Consider the following 22,206-nt stretch of genomic DNA (forward strand, 5'->3'; position numbering starts at 1 on the left):
CATAGCGTTCTTCCCAGTTCTTTGCTGCAATGCATCTGGAGTGGGACATGGTGGATATAGTTCCAGCGAGGCGGGCATTCCGAGACCGGATCATCCGCTGGAACAATCGGGCAGCGCGAAGTGGTTCCTGCCCGCCTTCGGCGTGCGCAGCGCCGCCCCATTGCAGCCGGAACCGTTCGCCGCCATCGTTCCGGCAACGCCCGACGCAATTTGCTGCTTGCCTGAGTGCTGACGCTGCCGTGCTCGATCACGCTCGGCCCTGAAGGCTTTAGTCTAGCATTTGCTTCCGGCGGCCAGTAGCGGGGTGTCTCCTGGTTGGATTCCGCTGCTCGTTCGACGCGAGAGTTTCGGGATAGCGGCGATCAATTCTTGGGTATAGGCCTGCTGCGGACGATCCAGAACGTCTTCCGTATTGCCGTATTCAACCAGCTTGCCGTGCTGCATGACCGCAACGTGCTCGCAGAGATAACGCACCACGCCCAGATCGTGGGAAATCAGGATCAGCGTCAGCGACAATTCGCGGCGCAGCCGCGCAAAGAGGCCGAGCACCTGGGCCTGGATGGTGACGTCCAGAGCGGAGGTGACTTCATCGGCGATCAAGATCTCGGGCTCCAGCGCCAGGGCTCTGGCGATGCCGACGCGCTGCCGCTGGCCGCCGGAAAGCTGCGTGGTGCGTCGGTCCAGCAACTGGCGTGGCAATTCCACTTTTTCCATCAGCTCACGGATCCGCTCCGGGATGTCTCTTTCCGGGCAGATGTTCTGTTGCCGCAGCGGTTCGGCCAGAGTTCGCGCAACCGTAAACGCCGGGTTGAGGGACATGAACGGGTCCTGGAACACCATCTGCAGTTTGCGAACCTGCTCCGGTCGGCGCTGCCTCAGTGCGCGATCGAGCGATTGGCCGTCCACCTCGATCTCTCCTTGTTGCGGCTGCACAAGGCCGGCAATAGCCCGGGCTATGGTGCTCTTGCCGGAACCGGACTCGCCGACGATCCCCAGCGCCCCACCGCGCCGCAATGCCAGCGAAACATTGTCGACGGCGCGCACGATTTGCGGCGGCTTGCGCGTCGCCCAGGCCGCAAGGCTCTGCCCAGGGTAGAAGTTCACGCACAGGTTCTTCACCAGGAGATGCGGTTCCGTCGCCACGGGGCAGGCATGCGTGGTCGGCTTCATCAGCGAGGGTTGGGAAGCGATCAGGCGCTTCGTGTATTCATGGGCGGGGTCACGCAGGATCTGATCGACCGAGCCGATTTCCAGCACCGCACCGTCCTTCATGACGACGACGCGGTCGCACATTTCCGCGATCACGCCAAGGTCGTGAGAGACCAGAATGACCGACAGGTTGCGTTCACGCCGGATGCCGCGGAGCAGGTCGAGTATCTGAGCTTGCACCGTGACATCAAGTGCCGTCGTGGGCTCGTCGGCAATCAGCAGTTTCGGTTCGCAGGCAAGGGCCGCCGCAATCATCACCCGCTGACGCATGCCACCGGACAGCTCGTGAGGATAGGCGCCCGCGCGCCTTGACGCGTCCTTGATATGCATGTCTTCGAGCAGTCCGACCGCCCGCGCATTGGCCTGCCGCCAGGATATGCCCTGATGGACCACCATCGCCTCGCCCACCTGACGCCCGACCGTCATGATCGGATCAAGATGCGTCGACGGGTTCTGGAAGATCATCGCCGCTTGCCCGCCGCGCAGCCGGCCCAGCTCGGCATCCTTCATGGCGAGGACATCGCTGCCCTCGAACATGATCCGGCCCGACTTCACCAGTGCGTTGCCGGCAATCAGCTTGAGGATGGCTCTGCAGGCCACCGTCTTGCCCGATCCGGATTCACCGACGATCCCAAGGACCTCTCCCGCTTTTAGTGAAAAGCTGACGCCGCGCAGGGCGTGGACGTCGCCAAAATTGGTGGTGAAGTCGATGGTGAGGTTCTCGACGCTGACGAGGTCGCTCATCTCAGGATTCCGTGTTCAGGAGGCGGGCGAGACCATCAGCGGTCAAGGAGAGGCCGAGCGCCAGAAGGCAGATGGCGATGCCTGGGAAGATCGCAATCCACCATGCGGTCGTCAGGTAGGTCTGCCCATCCGCGATCATGGCGCCCCATTCGGGCGTCGGCGGTTGTACGCCGAGGCCGAGAAAACCCAATGATGATCCGAGCACGATGGCCAGCACGGCATCGGTCATGACGAAGACGATCGATGGGACGATGGCATTCGGCAGGATGTGGAACAGCATGATGCGCAAATGCCCAAAACCCATGCCACGTGCCGCCAGCACGAAATCGACGCCGCGCAGCACCAGCGCCTGGCTCCGCACAAGTCGGGCATAGCTGACCCAGTTCACCAAGGTGAGCGAGATGAAGTAGCTCTTGAGGCCGGGCCCCAGCACGGCCACGATGGCGATCACGAGGACGAAATAGGGAAATGATACGGTGACCTCGAGGATGCGCATCAGCACCGCATCGATCCTGCCGCCCAGATAGCCGGCGATGAGGCCGACGGTCGTCCCCAGGATGATCGGACCGACCACGCCGAAGAAGGCCATGGCGAGATCGTAGCGCGCGGCAAACAGTGTCCGCGCCAGGACATCGCGGCCGATGGCGTCCGTGCCAAACCAATGCTCGGCGCCAGGTGGTTTCAGCGCCTGCATCACATCGACCTTGATCGGGTCGAAACTGGTCAGCACCGGCGCCAGAATGGCCACGACGATCCAGGCCAAGGTGATGGCGCCGCCAATGGCCAAGGTTGCCGGCATCGTGCGGATCCGCGCCATGGCCAAGGGGCCGCTGCCTCGCATCACATCGCTCATAATTCCACCCGTGGGTCGAGAATGGCGGTCAAGACATCGACGGCAAAATTCGAAATGACGACACCTACGGCAAGCAGCAGGGCCACTGCCTGGACGACGAACTGGTCGTGCGTGAGAACGCCGCGGATGAGCAGGTTGCCGAGCCCTGGAATGTTGAAGACATTTTCGACAACGACCGTCCCGCCGATCAGGAAGGCGACCACGACGCCCAGCAGATTGACTGTCGGCAACAGGGAATTCCAGAACACATGCCGGGAAAAGATGTAGCTTTCCGGCAGGCCCCTGGAGCGGCAGGCGATCGCATAATCCTTGTCCAGCTGCTGAATGAAGGTCGCGCGCAGATTGCGCGCGAGGATCGGCGTCACCCCGATACCGATCGTCAGGGCCGGCAAGAACAGATGCCACAGATTGTTGATAAAGGTCGGTCCGTAACCGGATACCGGGAAAATCTTCAGCCGCAGGCAGAAGCCCATGATCAACAGCAGGCCGACAAAGTAGGACGGCACGCCGACGCCCGCGACGCAGACGAGACGGATGAGGTGATCGATCCACCGTCCGCGCTGCCGGGCAGCGGTGACCGCGAGCGCGAATGTCAACAGCAGCGAGATCACGAGGCCGTAGAGGATCAAGAAAACCGTTGGCGCGATCCGTGCCGCGATGACGCCGCTGACGGGACCCCGGAAGGCGATCGACTGACCGAAATCGCCGCGCAGGCAATTCAGCACGTAATAGAAATACTGCACGGGGATGGGCTGATCGAGACCGTATCGCGCCCGCACGAATTCGATCGCCTCCTGACTGGCCTTGGGGCCAAGCATGAGGCGAACCGGATCGCCGGGTGTCATTTGCAGCAGCAGGAAGGTGATCACACTGATACCCAGCAGCACGGGGATCAACTGTATCGGCCGTCTAAGCACGAAGGAGAATCGATTCATGGTCGGGATCCTGGTGTCAAATCGATGCGAGACGGGGACGAAGTGTCTCGTCCCCGTCTCGCATCCTGTGCTGATCAATCCAGGCTGGTCCCGCCGATGGACGAGAATTGCAGGCCGACGTTCAGGACCAACCCTTTCACGCTCGGAGCGTAGGCGTTGAGCCACGTCGGGTGATAGAGCGCCACCTGCGCCACCTCGTCCACCACGGTCTTCTGGATCTGGGCATAGAGCTCGGCCCGTTTGGCATTGTCCGCCTCACCCGAGGCTTTATCGATCAGTTTGTCGACCGTTTCGTTGTTGTAGCGGGTGTAGTAGGACTTGTTGTCGCCCGCGCCCCAGACGCACCAGCGCAATGCGTTGTCGGGATCTCGCGTCTCGTTGTACCACCAGTTCATTTCCGCCTGATACTCGCCATCGGCGAGGCGGGTCCATGCCTGGGTTGAATCGATCTTGGCAATGTTGACGGTGATGCCGACTTCCGCCAACTGCGCCTGGATCAGCACCGCCGCCTTTTCCTCGTCGGCACTTCCGGCATTCTGGATGAGTTCGAAACTGGCTCCGGTCTTGCCGGATTCTGCCAGCAGGGCCTTGGCCTTTTCGACGTCTCGGGCAATGACTGGCAGCGATTTGTCGAAGAAATCGAGCGTCGGGCTCATGATGGAACTGGCCGGCGTGCCGAGACCCAGCGTCACCGCGGCATTGATGGCCGTGCGGTCGATGCCATAGCTGACGGCCTGGCGGAATTTGAGGTCGTTGAAGGGTTCTGCCGAATGGTTGATCAGCATGTCATAGGTGGTGCTCGAAGGTTCAGGGTCGGCCCGGAAGCCGGCGGCCTTCAACTCGGCCATGCGCGGGGCCGGAACTGCGAGGCAGACGTCGAGTTCGCCCGCCTGCAACATCGAGACCCTGGTGTTGTCGTCCGGGACATAGCGGAATTCGACGCCGTCGATCTTGGGCTCGCCTTGGCGGTAATAATGCTCGTTGCGGCCAAGGACCACGCGGTCTCCCGGCTTCAATTCGACGAATTTGAACGGCCCTGATGTGACCGGCGCCTTGGCGAAAGCGTCGTCGCCCATTTTCTCGACCGCTGCCTTCGGCACGATGCCGGTATTCCAGATTTCGGTCAGCGTCAGGAAGGGCGTGAATTTGCGGTCGAGCGTCATCACCACTGTCCTGGCGTCCTTTGCCTCGACCTTGGTCAGGGGCTGAAACGGCGCCGCATAGGCGGAATCCTTCTGGAAGCGCATGCGGTTCCAGCTGAACGCCACGTCCTCGGCCGTGATCGGCGACCCATCGGAAAATTTGGCCTCGCGCAGGTGGAAGGTATAGGTCTTGCCGTCATCCGCGATGTCCCAGCTCTCGGCAAGGCCCGGGCCGACTTCTGTGCGATCGGCATTGGCATGCAGCAGGCGTGCATACATCATGCCCTGGATAAGGATATCGGCTCCGTAAGTGGTTTTGATCGGGTCCAGGGTGAGAACCTCGGCCCCATAGGCCATACGCAGTATCTTGCTGCCGTCAGCATTGGCTCGAAGCAATGTGGCCGGCAATGTCGCGATGCTGAAGCCGGCAAGCGCCGCACTTTTGAGGAATACTCTGCGGTCCATGACAATCTCCCATTTTCGTTGATGATGTTCCCGGGGGCGGTTCCATGCTTGTTGGTTCAAGCAGTCCTTGATGGTTCAAGCAGTCTTGGTGATGTGGGTAGGTGGTTGGCGCTGGTGCCAGGCGTAGTCAGCCTCAAGCACCGCACCTAGCCGTAGCAGCAGATCGTCGCGTCCGAATGCGGCGACAAACTGCACTCCGATCGGCAGGCCGTTTTGCGTCCAGCCGAGCGGCAGGGATATCGCCGGCGATCCGGTGCCGTTGAAGAGCGCGCTGAACGTCTCCTTCGGCGCCAGATCGGCGAACACCGTATCGATGTCGCGGCCGGGACGATCCGGGTTGTGCGTGCCGAGCAACTCCGGCGGGATCGCGCAAGTCGGCGTCACCAGCACGTCATGGACGGCCAGGAATTCGCCAATCGTCCGCGTGATCTGGTCATAAACAGCGAGGGCCGCGATCAGGCTTGCCGCGTCCAGCGTTCGGCCATGGCGATAGACAGCAAGTGTCGTCTGCTGCAGGCAGGCCTCTTCAAGAGGCCGTCGCAGCAGGCCCGCCAACTCGTCGAGCGACTGCGCCGTAGAGGCTGCCCAGATCACTTTCTGCGCCGCCAGATAGCGCTCATAATCGAACACAGGCCCGGCTTCGACGACCTTGTGGCCCAGTTGCTCCAGCCTCTTGCCCACTTCGAGAACTGCCGCCTTCACCTCGGCGTCGAGCGGATAGCCGGACCAGGACGTTGTACACAGGGCAATGCGCAAAGCCTTTGGTGGCGTCTTGATCGCCTGGGCATAGCTGGTGGTTGGAGGGACGATCTCATAGCTGTCGCCGGGAAGCGCACCAGACCCCAGATCAAGCAAAGCCGCCGTGTCGCGGATCGAGCGTGTCAGCATGAATGAAATGGCGAGACCCAGCATTGGCGCATTCGATTCCGGCGCACCGCTGATCCGGCCACGAGACGGCTTCAGGCCGACGACACCACAAAAGGCGGCGGGGGTGCGAATGGAGCCGCCACCGTCGGCGCCTTGCGCGAAGGGAACGATGCCGGCGGCAACGGCTGCCGCTGCGCCGCCGCTCGATCCCGAAACACCCCTGCTGGTATCCCAGGGGTTGCGTGTCGCACCATAGAGGGAGGATTCGGTTGCCGCCGCTATGCCGAATTCCGACGTGGTGGTGCGCCCGATATTGGCAAGGCCGCCGGATCGCATTTTCACCCAGAAGGCGTGATCGTCGCCGCAGATGAAACCCTTGGCAAGAACGCTGCCGAACTCTCCCGGCCGGCCGGCTTCGATGGGGAAATCCTTGGTCAATGTCGGCATGCCGTGGAAAGGTGCGGGTCCGGGATCCTCGCCGAGCGCTTCGATCGCATCGGCATAGGTTTCGATCACGGCATTGAGCTGCGGATTGACCGCGGCGATCCCTGAAAGGATGCAGTTTCCCAGTTCGCGCGGCGTAACTTCCCGCTTGCGCAGGAGATCGGCCAGACCAACGCCGTCATAGGCGGCGTATTCCGTCAACTTCATGCGCTTGCCCTGACTGTCCACGGTTTCAGCAACGGGTGATGCATCGTCATTCTTCGCCTTCTTCTTTGATGTGCCGTGCGACGCGCCGTGGCGGCTTGTGGAAGGTCCGCAGGATCCCGGCGATATCCTCCAGCTCATTCATCCGCGTCTCGGCCGATTTGCCGAGTTTCTCGGCAACGGAATGCGTGAGGAGGTTCAGAACCGAACTTATCGCGGCCGTCGAATCCCAGTACAGGTCGACGCGCGTCGATACTTCGAGCGCCAGTTTTGTGTATTCAGATGCCCAATGACTGTATTTGTCGGTAACGATGATCAGAGGAATCTTCCGGCGCTTGATCTGGGCGCAAAGCCGAAAGCTCATCGCGGCGTATTCCGCTGTGTCGATCAGCAGGACACAAGAATTTTCGCCGCTGTCGGTGAGGATTTCCGAGAACGTGCCGCCCAAACCTTCGGCAAAGCGGACATCGCTCCGCACCCAGCGCAGACGCGTCGCGAAATCGAGCCCCAATCCCTTCACTGCCTGGAAGCTGACGCAGTTCACGCGATCACAGGTGCTCAGCAGATGAACAATTTCGGACCACATCTCGCCCTGGGCAAGGCCATAGGCCGCGGTCAAGGCCTGCTGCTCCATCTCCAGGCTGCGAGCCAACCGCTCCCGCTTTTCGCCGCCGATGCGGAAACGCAACTCGGCACTGTCCAGGCCCGGGCCTCCGGCTTTCGGTGCGGAGCGCAGGCCACGCTTCATTTCCTTGAGATCGGTGTAACCGAGACGCCGTACGAAACGGGTGACGCTTGCCTCGCTTACACCGGCGCCGACGGCAATGGTGGCGCCAGTTTCAAAGGGAATGTCATGGATGTTGGCGAGCAGGTATCGCGCAATTGCCTGCTCGGTCCGGGCGAAATCCAGCCAGCCCTCACGCAACCTGGCTTCCAGCGCACTGGCCACCTCAGTCTCTCCGGACACAGCCTTCCCGCCAGGCGTTTTCGTCTTCATCGACCGCTGTCCCTTGGCAGACCTATTTGGAACAGACCGGAAAATGCCACCCCAGGAAGCGCACTCCATTTCCAGTCGTGACGCGACGCTAGCACGCGAGAACACGCCATGAAAGATAAATTTTATAGTTTTGTATTCCGGTATTTTTATTTCATGATCGGTCAAGGTGCGGTGCTGACGCGGTCCGGTATTTGGGACCCAGCCTTGCAGACCACCCTGTCAGTGGACGGCACAGCAAAGGCTGGCGAAGTAAAGGCTACAGCCTGAGCTTGGTCAAAGTTCCTTGACGAGGCGGTTCTCATCGCCCTGCAGATAGGTCTCCCACAAATAGTTGGAGACCAGCCGCCGGTATCGCTCGGCGTTAACCAACTTACGGTAGCCAGCGCCGCCGATATGCAAAAAGGCGCTGCCCAACATTTGATGACCGGAGTCGGCCTCGCCGAGGTTCAGATGAGCCGTAGTGGCTGGCACATCCACTACGTCGTTTTCGCCGAGCAGGCGATAGAGCCCAGCCCAATTGCCTCCGCCGGTGTCCATCCCGTGGATGAAGCGGGGGTTAAAGTCCATGTCCACGTTCTCCATGGCGCTAAAGCGAAAGAAGCAGAACCCTGCCCACAAAAACCACGCTTGGTGATCCGAAGTTGACCAGCGCTTTGAGCCATAGACGGCTTTTCCTTCCATCGTCGCGGGAATGTCCACGGGGATGATCGGAAAGCAGTCGTGATCCAGAAAGCCGAACAGCTCCGGCTGCATCGGCCGGATGATATTGTGGAAGATCCAGTTCATGGACGTTCCGTGCGACCGATTGGGATGACGCTCCCAGTTTCGGGGCAAGCTGAAATAGGCGACGCCTCGCGCTCGACAGATTTCCTCGATGCGGGTGCGAGCCGATTGCTTTGGAGAGTTGTCGACAACGACCAGCGTCATTCCGGACGAATACAGCTCCCAGGAGCGGGCCATCGCGTCGATGACCCAAGGGGTGTTGAAGGCAATGACAAAACAAAATCGCCGATCACCGGTTCGCCGGACTTCGTCGGCGAACTTCAGGCCTTCCGCAACACCGCGTCCGCGGAAGTTGCGTTCAATCAAGGCATTTCGCAATGCCTTGGCGGCTCTGACAGGCCGGTTCTGGTTCAGCAGATCGATAAGGACCCTCCTCGGGTTCCAGCTCATACAATTCCCCCAGGCTCTGAATGAGCTGCGGCTTTATTAGGCCGAAGCCTACTTTCTCACAAGTCAGACCGTGGGGCAGCGCGTGATGGCGTCAGCGCCGATCGAGCTCCGTAGGGCCCTCCGCATTTGAGGTGGCCGCCGTCATGGCGATCGTTTCGGACCGGTCTCCTTGTTCCGTGCGTCAGGAAACTCGCCCCCGCGCCTGCCCACCGGTATGCACCCCGCTGTGCGGCCGCCATTGCCTGGGGTCGCCGCGCCTCCCCGAAAGCGTGTCAAAAGGCATCGAATTTGGACATTAGTCTTGACAGAAATACAGATGTTCAATACCCGTCAGGCAATCGAACAAGCCTGCATTTTTGGGAGGAACGAGCGGTATGGCTTCCAATGTTTCATTGACGGGCCTTGCCCGCGATCTCGAGGAACGCGCCAAGTCGGGCAAGCCTATCCGCATCGGCCTGATCGGCTCGGGCGAGATGGGAACCGACATCGTCACCCGTGTCGCCCATATGTCGGGCATCGAGATCGGCGCCATTTCCGAACTGAACCTGCCTGCCGCCAGCAAGGCGGTCGATATCGCCTTCCAGGAAACCGGGCATGCGCGCGAAGTGTCCAACGCTTCGGCGATGACCGCGGCGATGGAAGCCGGCAAGGTCGCGGTGACCAACGACGCCAATCTGGTCATCAACAACGATCTGATCGACGTCGTCATCGACGCCACCGGGGTTCCCGCCGTCGGCGCCGAGATCGGGCTGCGCGCCATGGAACATGGCAAGCATCTGGTGATGATGAATGTCGAGGCCGACGTCACCATCGGCGCCTATCTGAAGAGCGAGGCCGACCGGCTCGGCGTCACCTATTCGCTGGGCGCCGGCGACGAGCCGTCTTCCTGCATGGAGCTGATCGAATTCGTTTCGGCGATGGGGCATCCGATCGTTGCCGCAGGCAAGGGCAAGAACAATCCGCTCAACATCGACGCGATTCCCCCCGACTATGAGGAGGAGGCCAAGCGCCGGCACATGAACGTGCGGATGCTGGTCGAATTCGTCGACGGCTCCAAGACCATGGTCGAGATGGCGGCGATCGCCAATGCCACCGGCCTGGTTCCAGACAAGGCCGGCATGCATGGCCCGGCGGCGACGCTTGGCGAACTGTCCAAGGTGCTGGTGCCGCAGAAGGATGGCGGCGTGCTGTCGAGGGTCGGCGTCGTCGACTATTCGATCGGCAAGGGTGTCGCGCCAGGCGTCTTCGTCGTTGCCGACATGTCGCATCCGCGTATCTCCGAGCGCATGGAAGATTTGAAGATGGGCAAAGGCCCGTATTTCACTTTCCATCGTCCCTATCACCTTACCTCGCTCGAAGTGCCGCTGACCTGCGCCCGCGTCGTGCTCTACGGCAAGGCCGACATGGTGCCGCTGGCCAAACCGGTGGCCGAAGTCGCCGCCGTGGCCAAGAAGGACATGAAGCCCGGCGAGAAGCTCGATGCGATCGGCGAATATTGCTACCGTGCCTGGATCATGACGACGCCTGAGGCGCGCGCCGCCAAGGCCATTCCCTGCGGCCTGCTGCAGGGCGGCTCGGTCACCGCGCCGATCAAGAAGGGCGAGCTCATAACCTACGCGAATGCAGCGCCCGCGGCGGGCTCCAAGATCGCCGAACTGCGCGCCCGCCAGGACAAGCTTGTCTATGGGGCCGTGGGAGCGTGATCATGGCCACAGCCAGCAAAGCCGTCACTGACAGTCGCGCCAATCTGCCCTTCGTCTACCGCCACTACAGCGCCGAGCAGCTCAGGGAGGTGCTCCACAAGATGTACCTGATCCGCCGCTTCGAAGAGGGCGCGGAGGAGTGCTACACGCGCGGTCTCATCCACGGCACCATGCATTTGTCGATCGGCCAGGAAGCCAGCGCCATGGGCATCTGCATGCCGCTTGCCGAGGATGACCAGATCACCTCGACGCATCGCGGTCATGGCCACTGCATAGCCAAGGGTGCCGAGGTCAAGCGCATGTTCGCCGAGTTCTTCGGTAAGACCACAGGCTATTGCAAGGGCCGTGGCGGCTCGATGCACATCGCCGATGTCGGCAAGGGCAATCTCGGCGCCAATGGCATCGTCGGTGGCGGCATCCCGATCGCCGTCGGGGCGGCATTGTCCTCCAAGATGATGAAGACCGGCAAGGTCGTGGTCTCCTTCTTCGGCGATGGCGCCAACAATGAAGGCGCTTTCCACGAGGCGCTCAACATGGCGGCGGTCTGGAAGCTGCCTGTCATTTTCGTCTGCGAGAACAATGGCTATGGCATGTCGACATCGACGGCCCGCTCGACCGCCGTCAAGAACATCGCCGAGCGCGCCGCCGCCTATTCGATGCCCGGCGTCATCGTCAACGGCAACATCTTCTCCGAGGTCGCCGAGGCGTCTCATCAGGCCATCGCCCGAGCCCGCGCCGGCGAGGGGCCGACGCTGATCGAGTCCAAGACCTACCGCCATCGCGGCCATTCCAAGAGCGACCGCAACCGCTATCGCACCAAGGAAGAGATCGAGGACTGGATGTCGAACCGCGATCCGATCACCCTGTTCGAAAGCGAGCTCAGGGAATTCGGCTTCATCGACGACAAGGGCATCGAGGCCATTCGCGATGCCGTGGCGCAAGAGATCGCCGAGGGCATCGAGTTCGCCAAGGCGAGCCCATCGCCCGATATCAGCGAGACCGGAAATTACGTGTATACGGAGCAGGCGTGATGGACGCGATGGTGCGTGAACTGAGCTACGCCCAGGCGATCCAGGAAGCCATGGCGATCGCCATGGACATGGACGAACGCGTCTTCCTGATGGGTGAGGATATCGGTGTCTATGGCGGCGCCTTCCAGGTCACTGGCGACCTGGTCGAACGTTACGGCGCTGACCGCGTCATCGACACACCGATTTCGGAACTGGGCGGCGCGGGCGTTGCGGTGGGCGCTGCCCTCACCGGCATGCGGCCGATCTTCGAGTTCCAGTTTTCCGATTTCGCCACGCTTGCCATGGAGCAGATCGTCAACCAGGCGGCCAAGATGCGCTTCATGCTGGGCGGCGAGGTTTCGGTTCCCGTGGTGATGCGCTTTCCCGCCGGTTCCGGCACCGGTGCGGCGGCTCAGCACAGCCAGAGCCTCGAGGCCTGGCTCGGCCATGTGCCGGGTCTGAAAGTCATCCAGCCGGCGACCCCCTATGATGCCAAGGGTATGCTTTTGGCGGCGGTCGCCGATCCCGATCCAGTCATGATCTTCGAGCACAAGCTGCTCTACAAGATGAAGGGACCGGTGCCCGAAGGCTATTACACCGTGCCGATCGGCAAGGCCGATATCCGCCGCGAGGGCCGGGACCTGACCATCGTCGCCACCTCGATCATGGTGCAGAAGGCGCTCGACGCGGCTGCCGCGCTGGAGAGCGAAGGCATCGACGTCGAAGTCGTCGATCTCCGGACCATCCGGCCGATGGACAAGCAGACCGTCATCGACAGCGTCAAGAAAACGTCGCGGCTGCTATGCGTCTACGAAGCGGTCAAGACGCTGGGCATCGGCGCCGAAGTCAGTGCCATGATCGCCGAGAGCGAGGCTTTCGATTATCTCGATGCGCCGATCGTGCGGCTGGGCGGCGCCGAAACGCCGATCCCCTACAATCCGGAACTTGAGAAAGCGACGGTGCCGCAGGTTCCCGACATCATCACCGCCGCGCGCGACCTCGTGAAAGGGGTTCGCTGAGAAATGCCGACCGAAGTCATTCTTCCCAAGGTCGACATGGACATGGCGACCGGACAGATCTCGCGCTGGTTCGCCGAGGAGGGCGCGCGCGTCAAGAAGGGCGATGTGCTGTTCGAGATCGAGACCGACAAGGCGGCGATGGAGATCGACGCGCCGGCCAGCGGCGTCCTGCGCGATGTCAGCGGCAAGGAAGGTGTCGATATTGCGGTCGGCGCTGCCGTCGCGTGGATTTATGCTGACGATGAGGCTTATGGGGCTGATGTCGCTGCGACAAAGCAGGACAAAGCGCCAATCTCCCCACCCGTAGGGGAGATGTCGGCGAAGCCGACAGAGGGGGGCGCTGCCCAGCCAACGTCGCATTCTGTCACGCCCCCCTCTGCCCTGCCCTCTTTGCCGCCACTTGGCATCTCCCCCACAAGGGGGGAGATTGGCCAATCCCCATCCGCCGGCCGTGCAACACCGCTTGCCCGACGCCTGGCCCGCGAGGCGGGTCTTGCCCTTGCCAGCATTGCCGGCACCGGCCCGCATGGCCGGGTGGTGAAGGCGGATGTCGACGCGGCGATTGCCGGTGGAGGCGCCCAGGCGGCGCCTGCCGCCAAGGCTCCTGCTGGCGCTCCTGCGCCTGCGGTGAAGGCAATGTCGGACGAGCAGGTGCTGAAACTGTTCGAACAGGGCTCCTACGACCTCGTCCCGCATGACAATATGCGCAAGACCATCGCGCGGCGCCTGGTCGAGGCCAAGACCACCATCCCGCATTTCTACCTAACGCTCGACTGCGAACTTGATGCGCTGTTGGCGCTGCGCACGCAGATCAACGCCGCAGCGCCAGTGAAGAAGACCGACAAGGGCGAGGCGCCGGCTTACAAGCTGTCGGTCAACGACATGGTCATCAAGGCGATGGCTATGGCGCTGAAGGCGGTGCCGGATGCCAATGCCTCATGGACCGAAAGCGCCATGGTCAAGCACAAGCATGCCGATGTCGGCGTCGCGGTGCCGATCCCGGGCGGCCTGATCACGCCGATTATCCGCAAGGCCGATGAGAAGACGCTGTCCACCATCTCCAACGAGATGAAGGATCTGGCCAGCCGCGCCCGCAGCCGCAAGCTGAAGCCGGAAGAGTATCAGGGCGGCACCACGGCGGTGTCCAACCTCGGCATGTTCGGCATCAAGGACTTTGCCGCCGTCATCAACCCGCCGCATGCGACCATCCTGGCCGTTGGTGTCGGCGAGGAGCGGGCAGTGGTCAAGAACGGCGAGATCAGAATAGCCACCGTGATGTCGGTGACGCTGTCGACCGACCATCGCGCCGTCGACGGCGCGCTGGGTGCCGAACTGCTGGTCGCCTTCAAGAACCTCCTTGAAAATCCGATCGGCCTGCTGGTCTGATCCACCAAGCAGAAGCCGGCGCCGAATGATGCGCCGGCTTAAAACAGAAACGACTTGTCAGGCGCCGACCCTTGACCCATGTTCTATCTGGATTGCGATCCAGGGAGGCCAAATATGCCTGCATTCGACCCATCTGACGTCAAAACCCTGTTCGGCAAGGTCATGGGCGCGTCGCCATCCGATATCAAGCTGGTGGCGCAGCGCCTGCACGACCACGCTTTCGAGCCGCGCATGTCGGCGGAGGAGACCAGGCAGCTTGTCGCCAGCCTCGGCTATGACAGCCTGGACGCGTTCTGCGCCGATATCGGCTTGCCCACGCATATCGCCGAGCGCTGGAGCCGTTTTGGTGTTTCCGGCGAGATGAAGCAGGTTTTCACGCTGTTGGCGGCGCAGCGCAAGCGGGTGGCCGAGGCGATCGCCGAATTCGAGTCCATGACCCATGTCGGTGTCGAGGATTTTTTGCGCGAGCGCGGGCTCATTTAGCGAGAAACACGGGTAGCGGGAAACACCGGGGCCAGTCGAACCGGCTCAGCCGCCCTTGGCAAGCAGCGCCGTGGCGGTATCGCTGTCGGTGATCAGCACGTTGGTGTCGACGGCTTTCAGCGCGGCGAGGATCGCCGCGACCTTGCGCTTGCCGCCCGCGGCGAGAACCACATTCGGCACGTTGCTGACCACATCGAGATCGATGGCCATGACGCGGCTGTTGACCTCGTGGTCGACCAGCCCGCCGGCGGCATCGACGAAATAGCACAGCATGTTGGCGACCGCGCCCTTCGCTTTCAACGGAGCGATCAGCGATGAGGGCACGATGCCGTGCCGGAAGATGGTGGCGTCCGGCGACATGTCGCCGACGGTGAGCAGCGCGATGTCGGCGGCGGCCGCGCGTTGGCGTACATCCTGCAGGGTCGGCTGCGCCCAGAGGAGATCGCGCAGCGAGGAATTGTCGACCGTCACCGGCGCGGTGATCTGATAGCTGTCGACCTCGAAGACGTCTGCGACCTTGGCAGCAACGATGGATGGATTGATCCATTGCGAGTGCGGCAGGCTGCCGACAAGCGCCACCACGCAGGCACGCTTCAATTGCCGGCGGGCAAGGAAGCCGAGGCTGGCATGCAGGGTCGCGCCGCCACCGATCGCCAGCGTCATGCCGTCCTGCATCTGCTCGCCGAGATAGGCCGCGACGGCATGGCCGATGGCCTTCTCCAGATGGTCATGCGCCGAAGGTGTCGGGATGACGACGGCGGCGTTCAGACCCCAGCGCTTTTCCAGTTCCCGCTCGAGCGCCACCTGCCCGGCGGTCGGTGCGTTGATCATGGTGACGACAATGCCCTCGGCGGTGCAGGAGGCCAGCGTACGCATGACCTTCACCCTGGAGACATCGAGCTTTTCGGCGATCTGTTCCTGGGTAAAACCTTCGACATAGTAGAGCCATGCCGTCTTGACGGTAAGGTCCGACGAGACCATCGGCAGGCGAGCCTGTCTGGGTTTTTCCGTGGTCATCGGTTCCTGTCCCTCATGAGCCGTGGCCTGATCGGTGCTCATCAAGGAAACACCGGCCGGATGTCAATTGATGCCGATCGCAGGCGCGTCGATTGTCGCACAGTTTTGTTCATTTGTAATTGACATCGTACATATGAACATATTTTGTGGGTTTCACGCGCTGTGTCATCCACCAGTCATATGCGCCGTGCAGGGAGGAAGAGACGGGGAGCCGGCCAGAGCCGGACCGGTCATGCACAGAAAGACAGGAGGTCTCATTGAAGACGCACTTCATCAAGCTGCTGGCCAGCCAGCTGGCGCTCGCGGCAACTTTGTTTGCCGGCGTGGCAAACGCCGAAACACTGACTCTCTACACGTCCCAGCCGGAAGCCGACGCGGCCAAGACCGTGGATGCCTTCAAGAAGGCGCAGCCGGGTATCGATGTGAATATCTATCGCTCCGGAACGAGCGACATCCTGACCAAGATGGCGGCCGAGTTTGCCGCCGGCAGCCCGCAGCCCGACGTGCTTTTGATCGCTGACGCGGTCAGCATGGAGCTGTTGAAGAAGGACGACCGGCTGCTGCCCTATCCCGAGGCAAAGCTCGACGGCATCGAAGCGGATGCCTATGATGCCGACAAGACCTATTTCGGCAGCAAGCTGATCACCACCGGCATCGTCTACAACACCGCGGCGACCGAGAAGCCGCAGCATTGGGCCGATCTTGCCAAGCCCGCCTATGCCGATGGCCTGGTCATGCCGAGCCCGCTCTATTCGGGTGCCGCCGCCTACCTGCTTTCAGGCTTCGTCGGCGATACCAACTATGGCTGGGATTTCTTCCAGAAGCTGAAGACCAACAACACCGTCAGCGTGCGCGGCAATGGTGCGGTGCTGAAGTCGGTGGCATCGGGCGAGAAGCCCTATGGCATCCTCGTCGACTTCATGGCGATGAACGCCAAGAAGAAGGGTTCCCCGGTCGAGTTCGTGTTCCCCTCGGAAGGTGTGCCGGCAGTGACCGAACCGGTCGCCATCATGAAGACCGCCAGGAATGTCGATGGCGCCAAGAAGTTCGTCGACTTCATTCTTTCCGATGACGGCCAGAAGCTGGCGCTTTCGATGGGCTATCTGCCGGCGCGTGCCTCGGTCGGCCGCCCCGAATGGCTGCCGGAAGGCGTCAAGGTCAAGGTGATGTCGTTCGACACCAAGGCAATCGTCGCCAAGACCGACGCCGACAAGGCGAAGTTCTCGGAACTGTTCGGCGGCTGAGCCGGCAATCCAGTCGGCATGCCCCCCTAGCGGCATGCCGACTGCGAAATCCGAGCGCATCGGCCGATCGATCCCAGGAAACGCAATCATGTCAACACGGATCAGGGAAAGCCGGGGCCAGGAAATGGCCCTGACGGCGGCGGTGGCCATCGTCATCGTCCTGCTTTCGCTGCTGCCGATGCTGAGCCTGATCAAGGAAATCGTGGCACCCGGCGGCACGCTGTCGACCGTCGCGATAAAGGCGGGGCTCGCCAGTCCGGCGACCTGGATCGCCACCTGGCACACACTGGTCGTCGGTATCGGCGGCACCCTGCTTGCGGTGCTGTCGGGAACGCTGGTGGCAGTGCTCGTTACGCTGACCGATATCCGCGCTCGCAGCGCCATGGTGCTCTGTTACGTCATGCCCCTGATGATCGCGCCGCAGGTGACGGCGCTGGCCTGGCTGCAATTGTTCGGCCCGGCAAGCCCGTTCCTCAAGCTGTTCGGGGCGGCACCGCCGCTCGGGACCAGGAACCCGCTCTATTCGACATCGGGCATCATCCTGCTGCTCGGCGTGCAGTATGGCCCGCTGGTCTTCCTGCTGGTGCGCGCCGGCCTGCGCAAGCTGCCGCGCGAACTGATCGAAGCGGCGCGGGCGGGCGGTGCCGGCTGGTTCACCATGCTGGTCACCATCGTGCTGCCGTTGATGACGCCCTCGATCATGGCCGCCGCCGCACTCGCCTTCGTCTCCTGCGTCGGCAATTTCGGCATTCCGGCCTTTCTAGGCATTCCCGCCAACTATCTCGTGCTGCCGACGCTGATCTATCAGAAGCTGGCCGGCGGCGGTCCTGCCGTGCTCGGCGAAACCGCGTTCCTGTCGGTGCTGATCGGCATTATCGCCATGGCCGGCATCCTTGCCCAGGAGATCATGAGCCGCCGCCGCGACTATCGCATCAGTTCCACGTCGCTGGCGGCTGAGCCATACGAACTCGGCCGATGGCGGCCGGCCGTGCAGGCCGGCATGTGGCTGCTGATCATCGTGGTGCTGTTCCTGCCGCTGTTCGGGCTGGTTCTGACATCGCTGGTGCCGGGCTACGGCATCGCGCTCACCGCCAAGACGGCAACCTTCGACAATTATCGCTTCGTGCTGTTCGAGCATGATGCCGCCAGCCGCGCCTTCTTCAACAGCTTCTGGCTGTCGATCGCGGCTGCCTTCTTCGCGGTCCTGGTCGCCGTGCCAATCGGCTATCTGATCGCCTGGGGCAAGCAGCGCTGGGTGCGGCTGCTCAATCTGTCGGTGGAACTGCCCTATGCTCTGCCCGGTGTGGTGCTGGCGATCGCCTCGCTGCTCATGTTCCTGCGGCCGATCCCGCTCACCGGCATCCAGCTCTACAACACGGTCTGGATCATCCTCTACGCCTATCTCGCCCGCTTCCTGGTGCTGGCGCTGCGGCCAACCATCAGCGGCTATCACCAGATCGACCGGGCGCTGGAGGAAGCGGCGCAAGTGGCAGGCGCCGGGCTGTTCACCCGCATGCGCACGATCATCTTTCCCTTGGTGGCACCGGCGGCGATCGCCGGCGGCCTGCTGATCTTCATGACGGCCTTAAGCGAACTTACCGTTTCCGCACTGCTGTGGTCGTCGGGCTCGGAAACCATCGGCGTGGTGATGTTCTCCTTCGAGCAGGGCGGCGATTCCAACTATGCGGCGGCGATGTCCGTCATCACCGTGGCGGTCACTTTCGTGCTCATGCTGGTGACCAATCTGCTTGCCCCCTACCTTCCGACCGGAGTGCTGCCATGGCGCGATTGAGCCTGGACAATGTGACCAAGAGCTTCGCCAATTTCGATGCCGTCAAGGACGTGTCGATCGACGTCGCCGACGGCGAGTTCCTGGCAGTGCTCGGCCCTTCCGGCTGCGGCAAGACGACGTTGCTGAGGCTGGTCGCTGGATTCGAGAAAGTGACGTCGGGCGAAATCCGCATCGGCAGCGAGGCCGTGTCGGGCAAGGGCGGCAGCGTCGCGCCGGAAAAGCGGCGCGTCGGCATCGTCTTCCAGAACTATGCGCTGTGGCCGCATATGACGGTGGCCGAGAACATCGGCTATTCGCTGAAGGTGGCGAAGCTCGACAAGGCCGTCGCCCGCCGGAAGGTTGAAGACGCACTGGCCCTTGTCGATCTGCAAGGGCTGGGCGAGCGTCGGCCGGCCAATCTTTCCGGCGGCCAGCGCCAGCGCGTGGCGCTGGCGCGCTGCCTTGTCGCCGCGCCCTCGCTGGTGCTGTTCGATGAGCCGCTCGCCAATCTCGACGTGCATCTGAGGGCATCGATGGAGGACGAGTTCGCATCCTTCCACAAGCGCACCGGCACCACTATCGTCTACATCACCCATGATCAGGCCGAGGCGATGGCATTGGCCGACCGCATCGCGGTGATGGATGGCGGGCGCCTTGCCCAGCTGGCGACGCCGCGCGAGCTCTATCATGAGCCGGCAAATGAAATGGTCGCATCCTTCATTTCGCAAGGCATTTTGCTGCCTGCGGATGTGTTGAGTGTGGAAGAAAGAGGCCACTGCAAGGTCCGGGTTCTCGGCGCGGAACTGGTTGTCCGCTGCCGGCCTGGCGAGCGGCCGCGCGCTGGCGCCAAGATCTGCTGCCGGTCAGCCGATCTTGACGTGTCGCCGGACGGTCCCGGCTTCGATGGCCTGGTCAAGCGGGTGATCTATCAGGGTGGCTCGGCGCGTATCGAATTCACGCCTTCGACCAGTCCCGACATCACCTTGCACTTCGAACAGCCCGACCCAGTCATGCTGGAAAGCGGGTCCCGGGCCCGTCTGCGCATAAGGTCCGGCTGGCTGATCCCGGCGGCGGGGGCGGCATCGTGATGATGCTCGACCTGCTCGGCGGCTTTGGCGAAAAGGGCCGCACCAGCCTTGCTGTGAGCAGCGGCAAGGATCGCATCCTGCTCGACGTCGGCATCAAGGTCGGCGCCTCGGGGGCGGACTACTATCCGGCGCTGAACGGGTCGGCCGCCGACATCGAAGCGCTGTTCGTCTCGCATGCGCATGAGGATCATGTCGGCGCGCTGAGCTGGCTGCTGTCGCGCGGCTATGCCGGCCCGATTTTCATGACGGCGGAGACCCGCAATGAGGCGCCTGCCACGCTCGCGGGCTATGCTGAGCTCGAGGATTTCAGGCGGTTCCCTTTTCCCGAAGACCGCATCCAATTGTTCGAACCCGGCGATACGCTGAAGAGCGGAAATCTCACGATTCGAACGGGACGCTCCGGGCATGTGGTGGGCGGCGTCTGGTTTGCCGTGGACGATGGCGAGAGCCGCGTCGCCTATTCGGCCGATGTGGTGCCGGACAGCAATGTCTTCGTCATGGACACGATGCCGCACTGCGACCTGCTTGTCCTCGATGCTTCCTATGGCGCCGATCCGGTGCCGGGGGCGGCGCGGGCGCTCGAAATATCGCAGTGGGTTGCGAGGCATTCGGGCGGGTGTCTTTTGCCGACGCCGCTCTCGGGTCGGTCGCTGGAGCTGATCGCGGCCTTGCCTGGGCCGTTCGCGATCCATGCCGGCATGCGTTCGTCGCTGGAAGCGCAGATCGGCGCCACCGCATCCCTGTTGCCAAGTGTCTCAGAACTCTTGCTTCGCCGCCTGCAAGACGCAGCCGACTGGACCGATGCCGATCCCCTGCCGCCAATCCCGTTGCTGGCGGATGACGGTATGGGTGAGGCCGGCCCGTCGTCGCGCCTCTTGCCGCGTGCCGACCATTCCGGTTTTCCGGTGCTGCTTACCGGCCATCTGCCGTCAGGTTCGCCGGGCGATCTGTTGCACAAGGCCGGCCGGGCGGACTGGGTGCGCATGCCGACCCATCCGACGCTGTCGGGCAATGTCGACATCTGGGAAACGGCCGGCCGTCCCGCCGCACTCGGTCATTCCTGCACGCCGGACCTTCTCGGCGATTTGCAAGCCCACATCCCGTCGCTGCGGACGCAATGCCGCACCGGCCAGCGCATCACGGTGCCTGAGGCAAGAAAACGATGAGAATTCTGATCTGCAACGACGATGGCATCGAAGCGCCGGGGCTTGCCCGTCTCGTCAAGGCCGCCGGCACGTTGAGCGACGATGTCTGGGTGGTCGCGCCCGACGGCAAGCGCACCGCTGCCAGCTCGTCATTAACGATTGCCAGGCCGTTGACCATGCGGCGCGTCAAGCCGAACTGGTACTCCTGTTCCGGCACCCCGGCCGATTGCGTGGTAAGCGCTATGACCTGGCTGTTCGCCGATTCCGAGAAACCGGGCCTTGTGCTGTCGGGCGTCAACGATGGCCGCAACGTTGCCGAGGACCTTGCCTATTCCGGAACGCTCGGCATTGCGCGGGAGGCGACTTTCTGGGGCGTTCCAGCCATCGGCTTCTCCCGCGTGAAGAATCCTGATTTCACCGATGGCGACGACCAATGGCTTGGCGCGCTGATCGCTTCATTGTGGCAATCGCGCGCCGACTGGGCCGCTGAGGGTCATTGGCTGAGCATCAACCTGCCGACCTTGCTGCCGGCCGAAATCCGACAGCCGCGCATCGGTCGCGACAAGATCGCCCGCAGAGCCGAAATCGTTGAAAGCGACGGCGATCGCACTGTCATCACGGTGCCGCGCGGTCGGGCTCATGACAGCCAGCCGGGCGACGAGAACGAGGCGATCGATGCCGGCTTCATCAGCATCAACCGGCTGAACTGGTTTGGCGAGACACGGCTGGACGAACGGTTTCTGGACGGGATCGCGCGCCAGCGGCAAACTGGCTGACCTCAGGGCTTCAATCGGATTGTGGAGGTGGTTTGAGTCGCGCCACATCTCACCGGCGCTGATCCGCGCGTCGTCATCCGATCACCAACCTGTCAGCGGTTAAATCAAGCCAATCCACTACCTATGCTTGAAGCCGCCGCCATTTCATTCCACATCGGTGCGGATGAAGGGCGAAACAGGAGAACGGCGGCGGCATCTGCTGTGGGCTTTGCCCGCATCGCTGATCCTGCATGCACTCATCGCGGCGTTTCTGGTCTATGGCCTGCCGAGACCCGAGCAGCAGCCGGCTCAGCAGGAACAGCCCGTCAATGTCGCGATCGTGCCCCCGCCCGAAAAGCCCAAGCCGAAACCTGCTCCAAAGCCACCGGAGCCGACACCTGAAAAGAAGGCTGAAAAGCCGCCTGAACAAAAGCCGCCTCCGGAACCGCCGAAACCGCCAGACGACCAGGTTTTGAAGCGCGTTTTCCAGTACGGCCAGAAAGATACCGGGCCGGAGAAATCGCTCGACGGAAGCAGCGCTAAACCCAACAC

19 protein-coding genes and 1 pseudogene are annotated in these 22,206 nt (G+C 62.5%); 12 read left to right on the forward strand and 8 right to left on the reverse strand.

The features are described 5' to 3' along the window. Positions 1-273: 273 nt before the first annotated feature. From EOA19_RS24580 to EOA19_RS24605, 6 genes are all read right to left on the reverse strand, one after another. On the reverse strand, positions 274-1,953 hold the full coding sequence (locus EOA19_RS24580; RefSeq protein WP_128305044.1) for an ABC transporter ATP-binding protein: 1,680 nt from the start codon (positions 1,951-1,953) through the stop codon (positions 274-276). Between the two features lies 1 nt (position 1,954). Beyond that, positions 1,955-2,752: an ABC transporter permease gene (locus EOA19_RS24585; protein ID WP_245486298.1), complete on the reverse strand. Its 798-nt coding sequence runs from the start codon at positions 2,750-2,752 to the stop codon at positions 1,955-1,957. Positions 2,753-2,802: 50 nt separating this feature from the next. Then, positions 2,803-3,741 (reverse strand): ABC transporter permease, encoded by a 939-nt coding sequence (locus EOA19_RS24590; protein ID WP_023811025.1) that lies wholly within the window; start codon positions 3,739-3,741, stop codon positions 2,803-2,805. Between the two features lie 74 nt (positions 3,742-3,815). Then, positions 3,816-5,348, reverse strand: coding sequence for an ABC transporter substrate-binding protein (locus EOA19_RS24595; protein ID WP_128305045.1), 1,533 nt, complete (start codon positions 5,346-5,348; stop codon positions 3,816-3,818). Positions 5,349-5,423: 75 nt separating this feature from the next. After that, entirely contained in the window at positions 5,424-6,866 is a 1,443-nt protein-coding gene (locus EOA19_RS24600) for an amidase (protein WP_128305046.1), read from the reverse strand. A gap of 46 nt (positions 6,867-6,912) precedes the next feature. Continuing rightward, a complete protein-coding gene (locus EOA19_RS24605) occupies positions 6,913-7,812 on the reverse strand; it encodes a MurR/RpiR family transcriptional regulator (protein WP_164893024.1) in 900 nt (299 codons plus the stop codon). Between the two features lie 156 nt (positions 7,813-7,968). Here EOA19_RS24605 and EOA19_RS35400 point away from each other — a divergent pair, with 156 nt between their 5' ends. Then, the gene (locus tag EOA19_RS35400; protein WP_164893025.1) at positions 7,969-8,127 is read left to right on the forward strand and encodes a hypothetical protein; all 159 of its coding nucleotides are present in this window, start codon (positions 7,969-7,971) and stop codon (positions 8,125-8,127) included. A gap of 6 nt (positions 8,128-8,133) precedes the next feature. Here EOA19_RS35400 and EOA19_RS24610 read toward each other — a convergent pair whose 3' ends face one another. Beyond that, positions 8,134-9,033: a hypothetical protein gene (locus EOA19_RS24610; protein ID WP_128305048.1), complete on the reverse strand. Its 900-nt coding sequence runs from the start codon at positions 9,031-9,033 to the stop codon at positions 8,134-8,136. Between the two features lie 374 nt (positions 9,034-9,407). On the opposite strand from EOA19_RS24610, the gene EOA19_RS24615 reads away from it, so the two are divergent. The 5 genes from EOA19_RS24615 (at position 9,408) to EOA19_RS24635 (ending at position 14,634) form a co-directional block, all read left to right on the forward strand. After that, positions 9,408-10,736, forward strand: coding sequence for an NAD(P)H-dependent oxidoreductase (locus EOA19_RS24615; RefSeq protein ID WP_128305049.1), 1,329 nt, complete (start codon positions 9,408-9,410; stop codon positions 10,734-10,736). A 2-nt stretch (positions 10,737-10,738) separates the two neighbouring features. Continuing rightward, positions 10,739-11,767 (forward strand): thiamine pyrophosphate-dependent dehydrogenase E1 component subunit alpha, encoded by a 1,029-nt coding sequence (locus EOA19_RS24620; protein ID WP_127261511.1) that lies wholly within the window; start codon positions 10,739-10,741, stop codon positions 11,765-11,767. Then, on the forward strand, positions 11,767-12,765 hold the full coding sequence (locus EOA19_RS24625) for an alpha-ketoacid dehydrogenase subunit beta (protein ID WP_128305050.1): 999 nt from the start codon (positions 11,767-11,769) through the stop codon (positions 12,763-12,765). The genes EOA19_RS24620 and EOA19_RS24625 overlap by 1 nt, the downstream gene beginning before the upstream one ends. Positions 12,766-12,768: 3 nt before the next feature. Further along, the gene (locus tag EOA19_RS24630; RefSeq protein ID WP_128305051.1) at positions 12,769-14,151 is read left to right on the forward strand and encodes a pyruvate dehydrogenase complex dihydrolipoamide acetyltransferase; all 1,383 of its coding nucleotides are present in this window, start codon (positions 12,769-12,771) and stop codon (positions 14,149-14,151) included. 114 nt (positions 14,152-14,265) lie between these two features. Then, positions 14,266-14,634: a hypothetical protein gene (locus EOA19_RS24635; protein ID WP_013529317.1), complete on the forward strand. Its 369-nt coding sequence runs from the start codon at positions 14,266-14,268 to the stop codon at positions 14,632-14,634. A gap of 45 nt (positions 14,635-14,679) precedes the next feature. Here the strand turns inward: EOA19_RS24635 and EOA19_RS24640 are convergent, their stop codons facing one another. Further along, a complete protein-coding gene (locus EOA19_RS24640; protein ID WP_023811033.1) occupies positions 14,680-15,651 on the reverse strand; it encodes a sugar-binding domain-containing protein in 972 nt (323 codons plus the stop codon). A 257-nt stretch (positions 15,652-15,908) separates the two neighbouring features. Here EOA19_RS24640 and EOA19_RS24645 point away from each other — a divergent pair, with 257 nt between their 5' ends. The 6 genes and pseudogenes from EOA19_RS24645 to EOA19_RS24670 all read left to right on the forward strand — a co-directional run. Beyond that, positions 15,909-16,895, forward strand: coding sequence for an ABC transporter substrate-binding protein (locus tag EOA19_RS24645; RefSeq protein ID WP_128305052.1), 987 nt, complete (start codon positions 15,909-15,911; stop codon positions 16,893-16,895). An 88-nt stretch (positions 16,896-16,983) separates the two neighbouring features. Then, positions 16,984-18,687 carry an iron ABC transporter permease gene (locus EOA19_RS24650; protein WP_128305053.1) on the forward strand — a complete coding sequence of 568 codons (1,704 nt, stop codon included), beginning with the start codon at positions 16,984-16,986 and terminating at the stop codon, positions 18,685-18,687. After that, the gene (locus EOA19_RS24655; RefSeq protein WP_128305054.1) at positions 18,675-19,754 is read left to right on the forward strand and encodes an ABC transporter ATP-binding protein; all 1,080 of its coding nucleotides are present in this window, start codon (positions 18,675-18,677) and stop codon (positions 19,752-19,754) included. The genes EOA19_RS24650 and EOA19_RS24655 overlap by 13 nt, the downstream gene beginning before the upstream one ends. After that, complete coding sequence (locus EOA19_RS24660; RefSeq protein WP_128305058.1) at positions 19,754-20,920, forward strand: MBL fold metallo-hydrolase; 1,167 nt, start codon at positions 19,754-19,756, stop codon at positions 20,918-20,920. The genes EOA19_RS24655 and EOA19_RS24660 overlap by 1 nt, the downstream gene beginning before the upstream one ends. Beyond that, entirely contained in the window at positions 20,917-21,675 is a 759-nt protein-coding gene (locus EOA19_RS24665) for a 5'/3'-nucleotidase SurE (RefSeq protein WP_128305055.1), read from the forward strand. Before EOA19_RS24660 ends, EOA19_RS24665 begins: the two co-directional genes overlap by 4 nt. Positions 21,676-21,838: 163 nt before the next feature. Further along, positions 21,839-22,206 (forward strand): annotated as a pseudogene (locus EOA19_RS24670) (hypothetical protein); the annotation flags it as partial.

The sequence above is a fragment of the Mesorhizobium sp. M7A.F.Ca.US.010.02.1.1 genome (assembly GCF_004023085.1).
GTDB lineage: Bacteria > Pseudomonadota > Alphaproteobacteria > Rhizobiales > Rhizobiaceae > Mesorhizobium.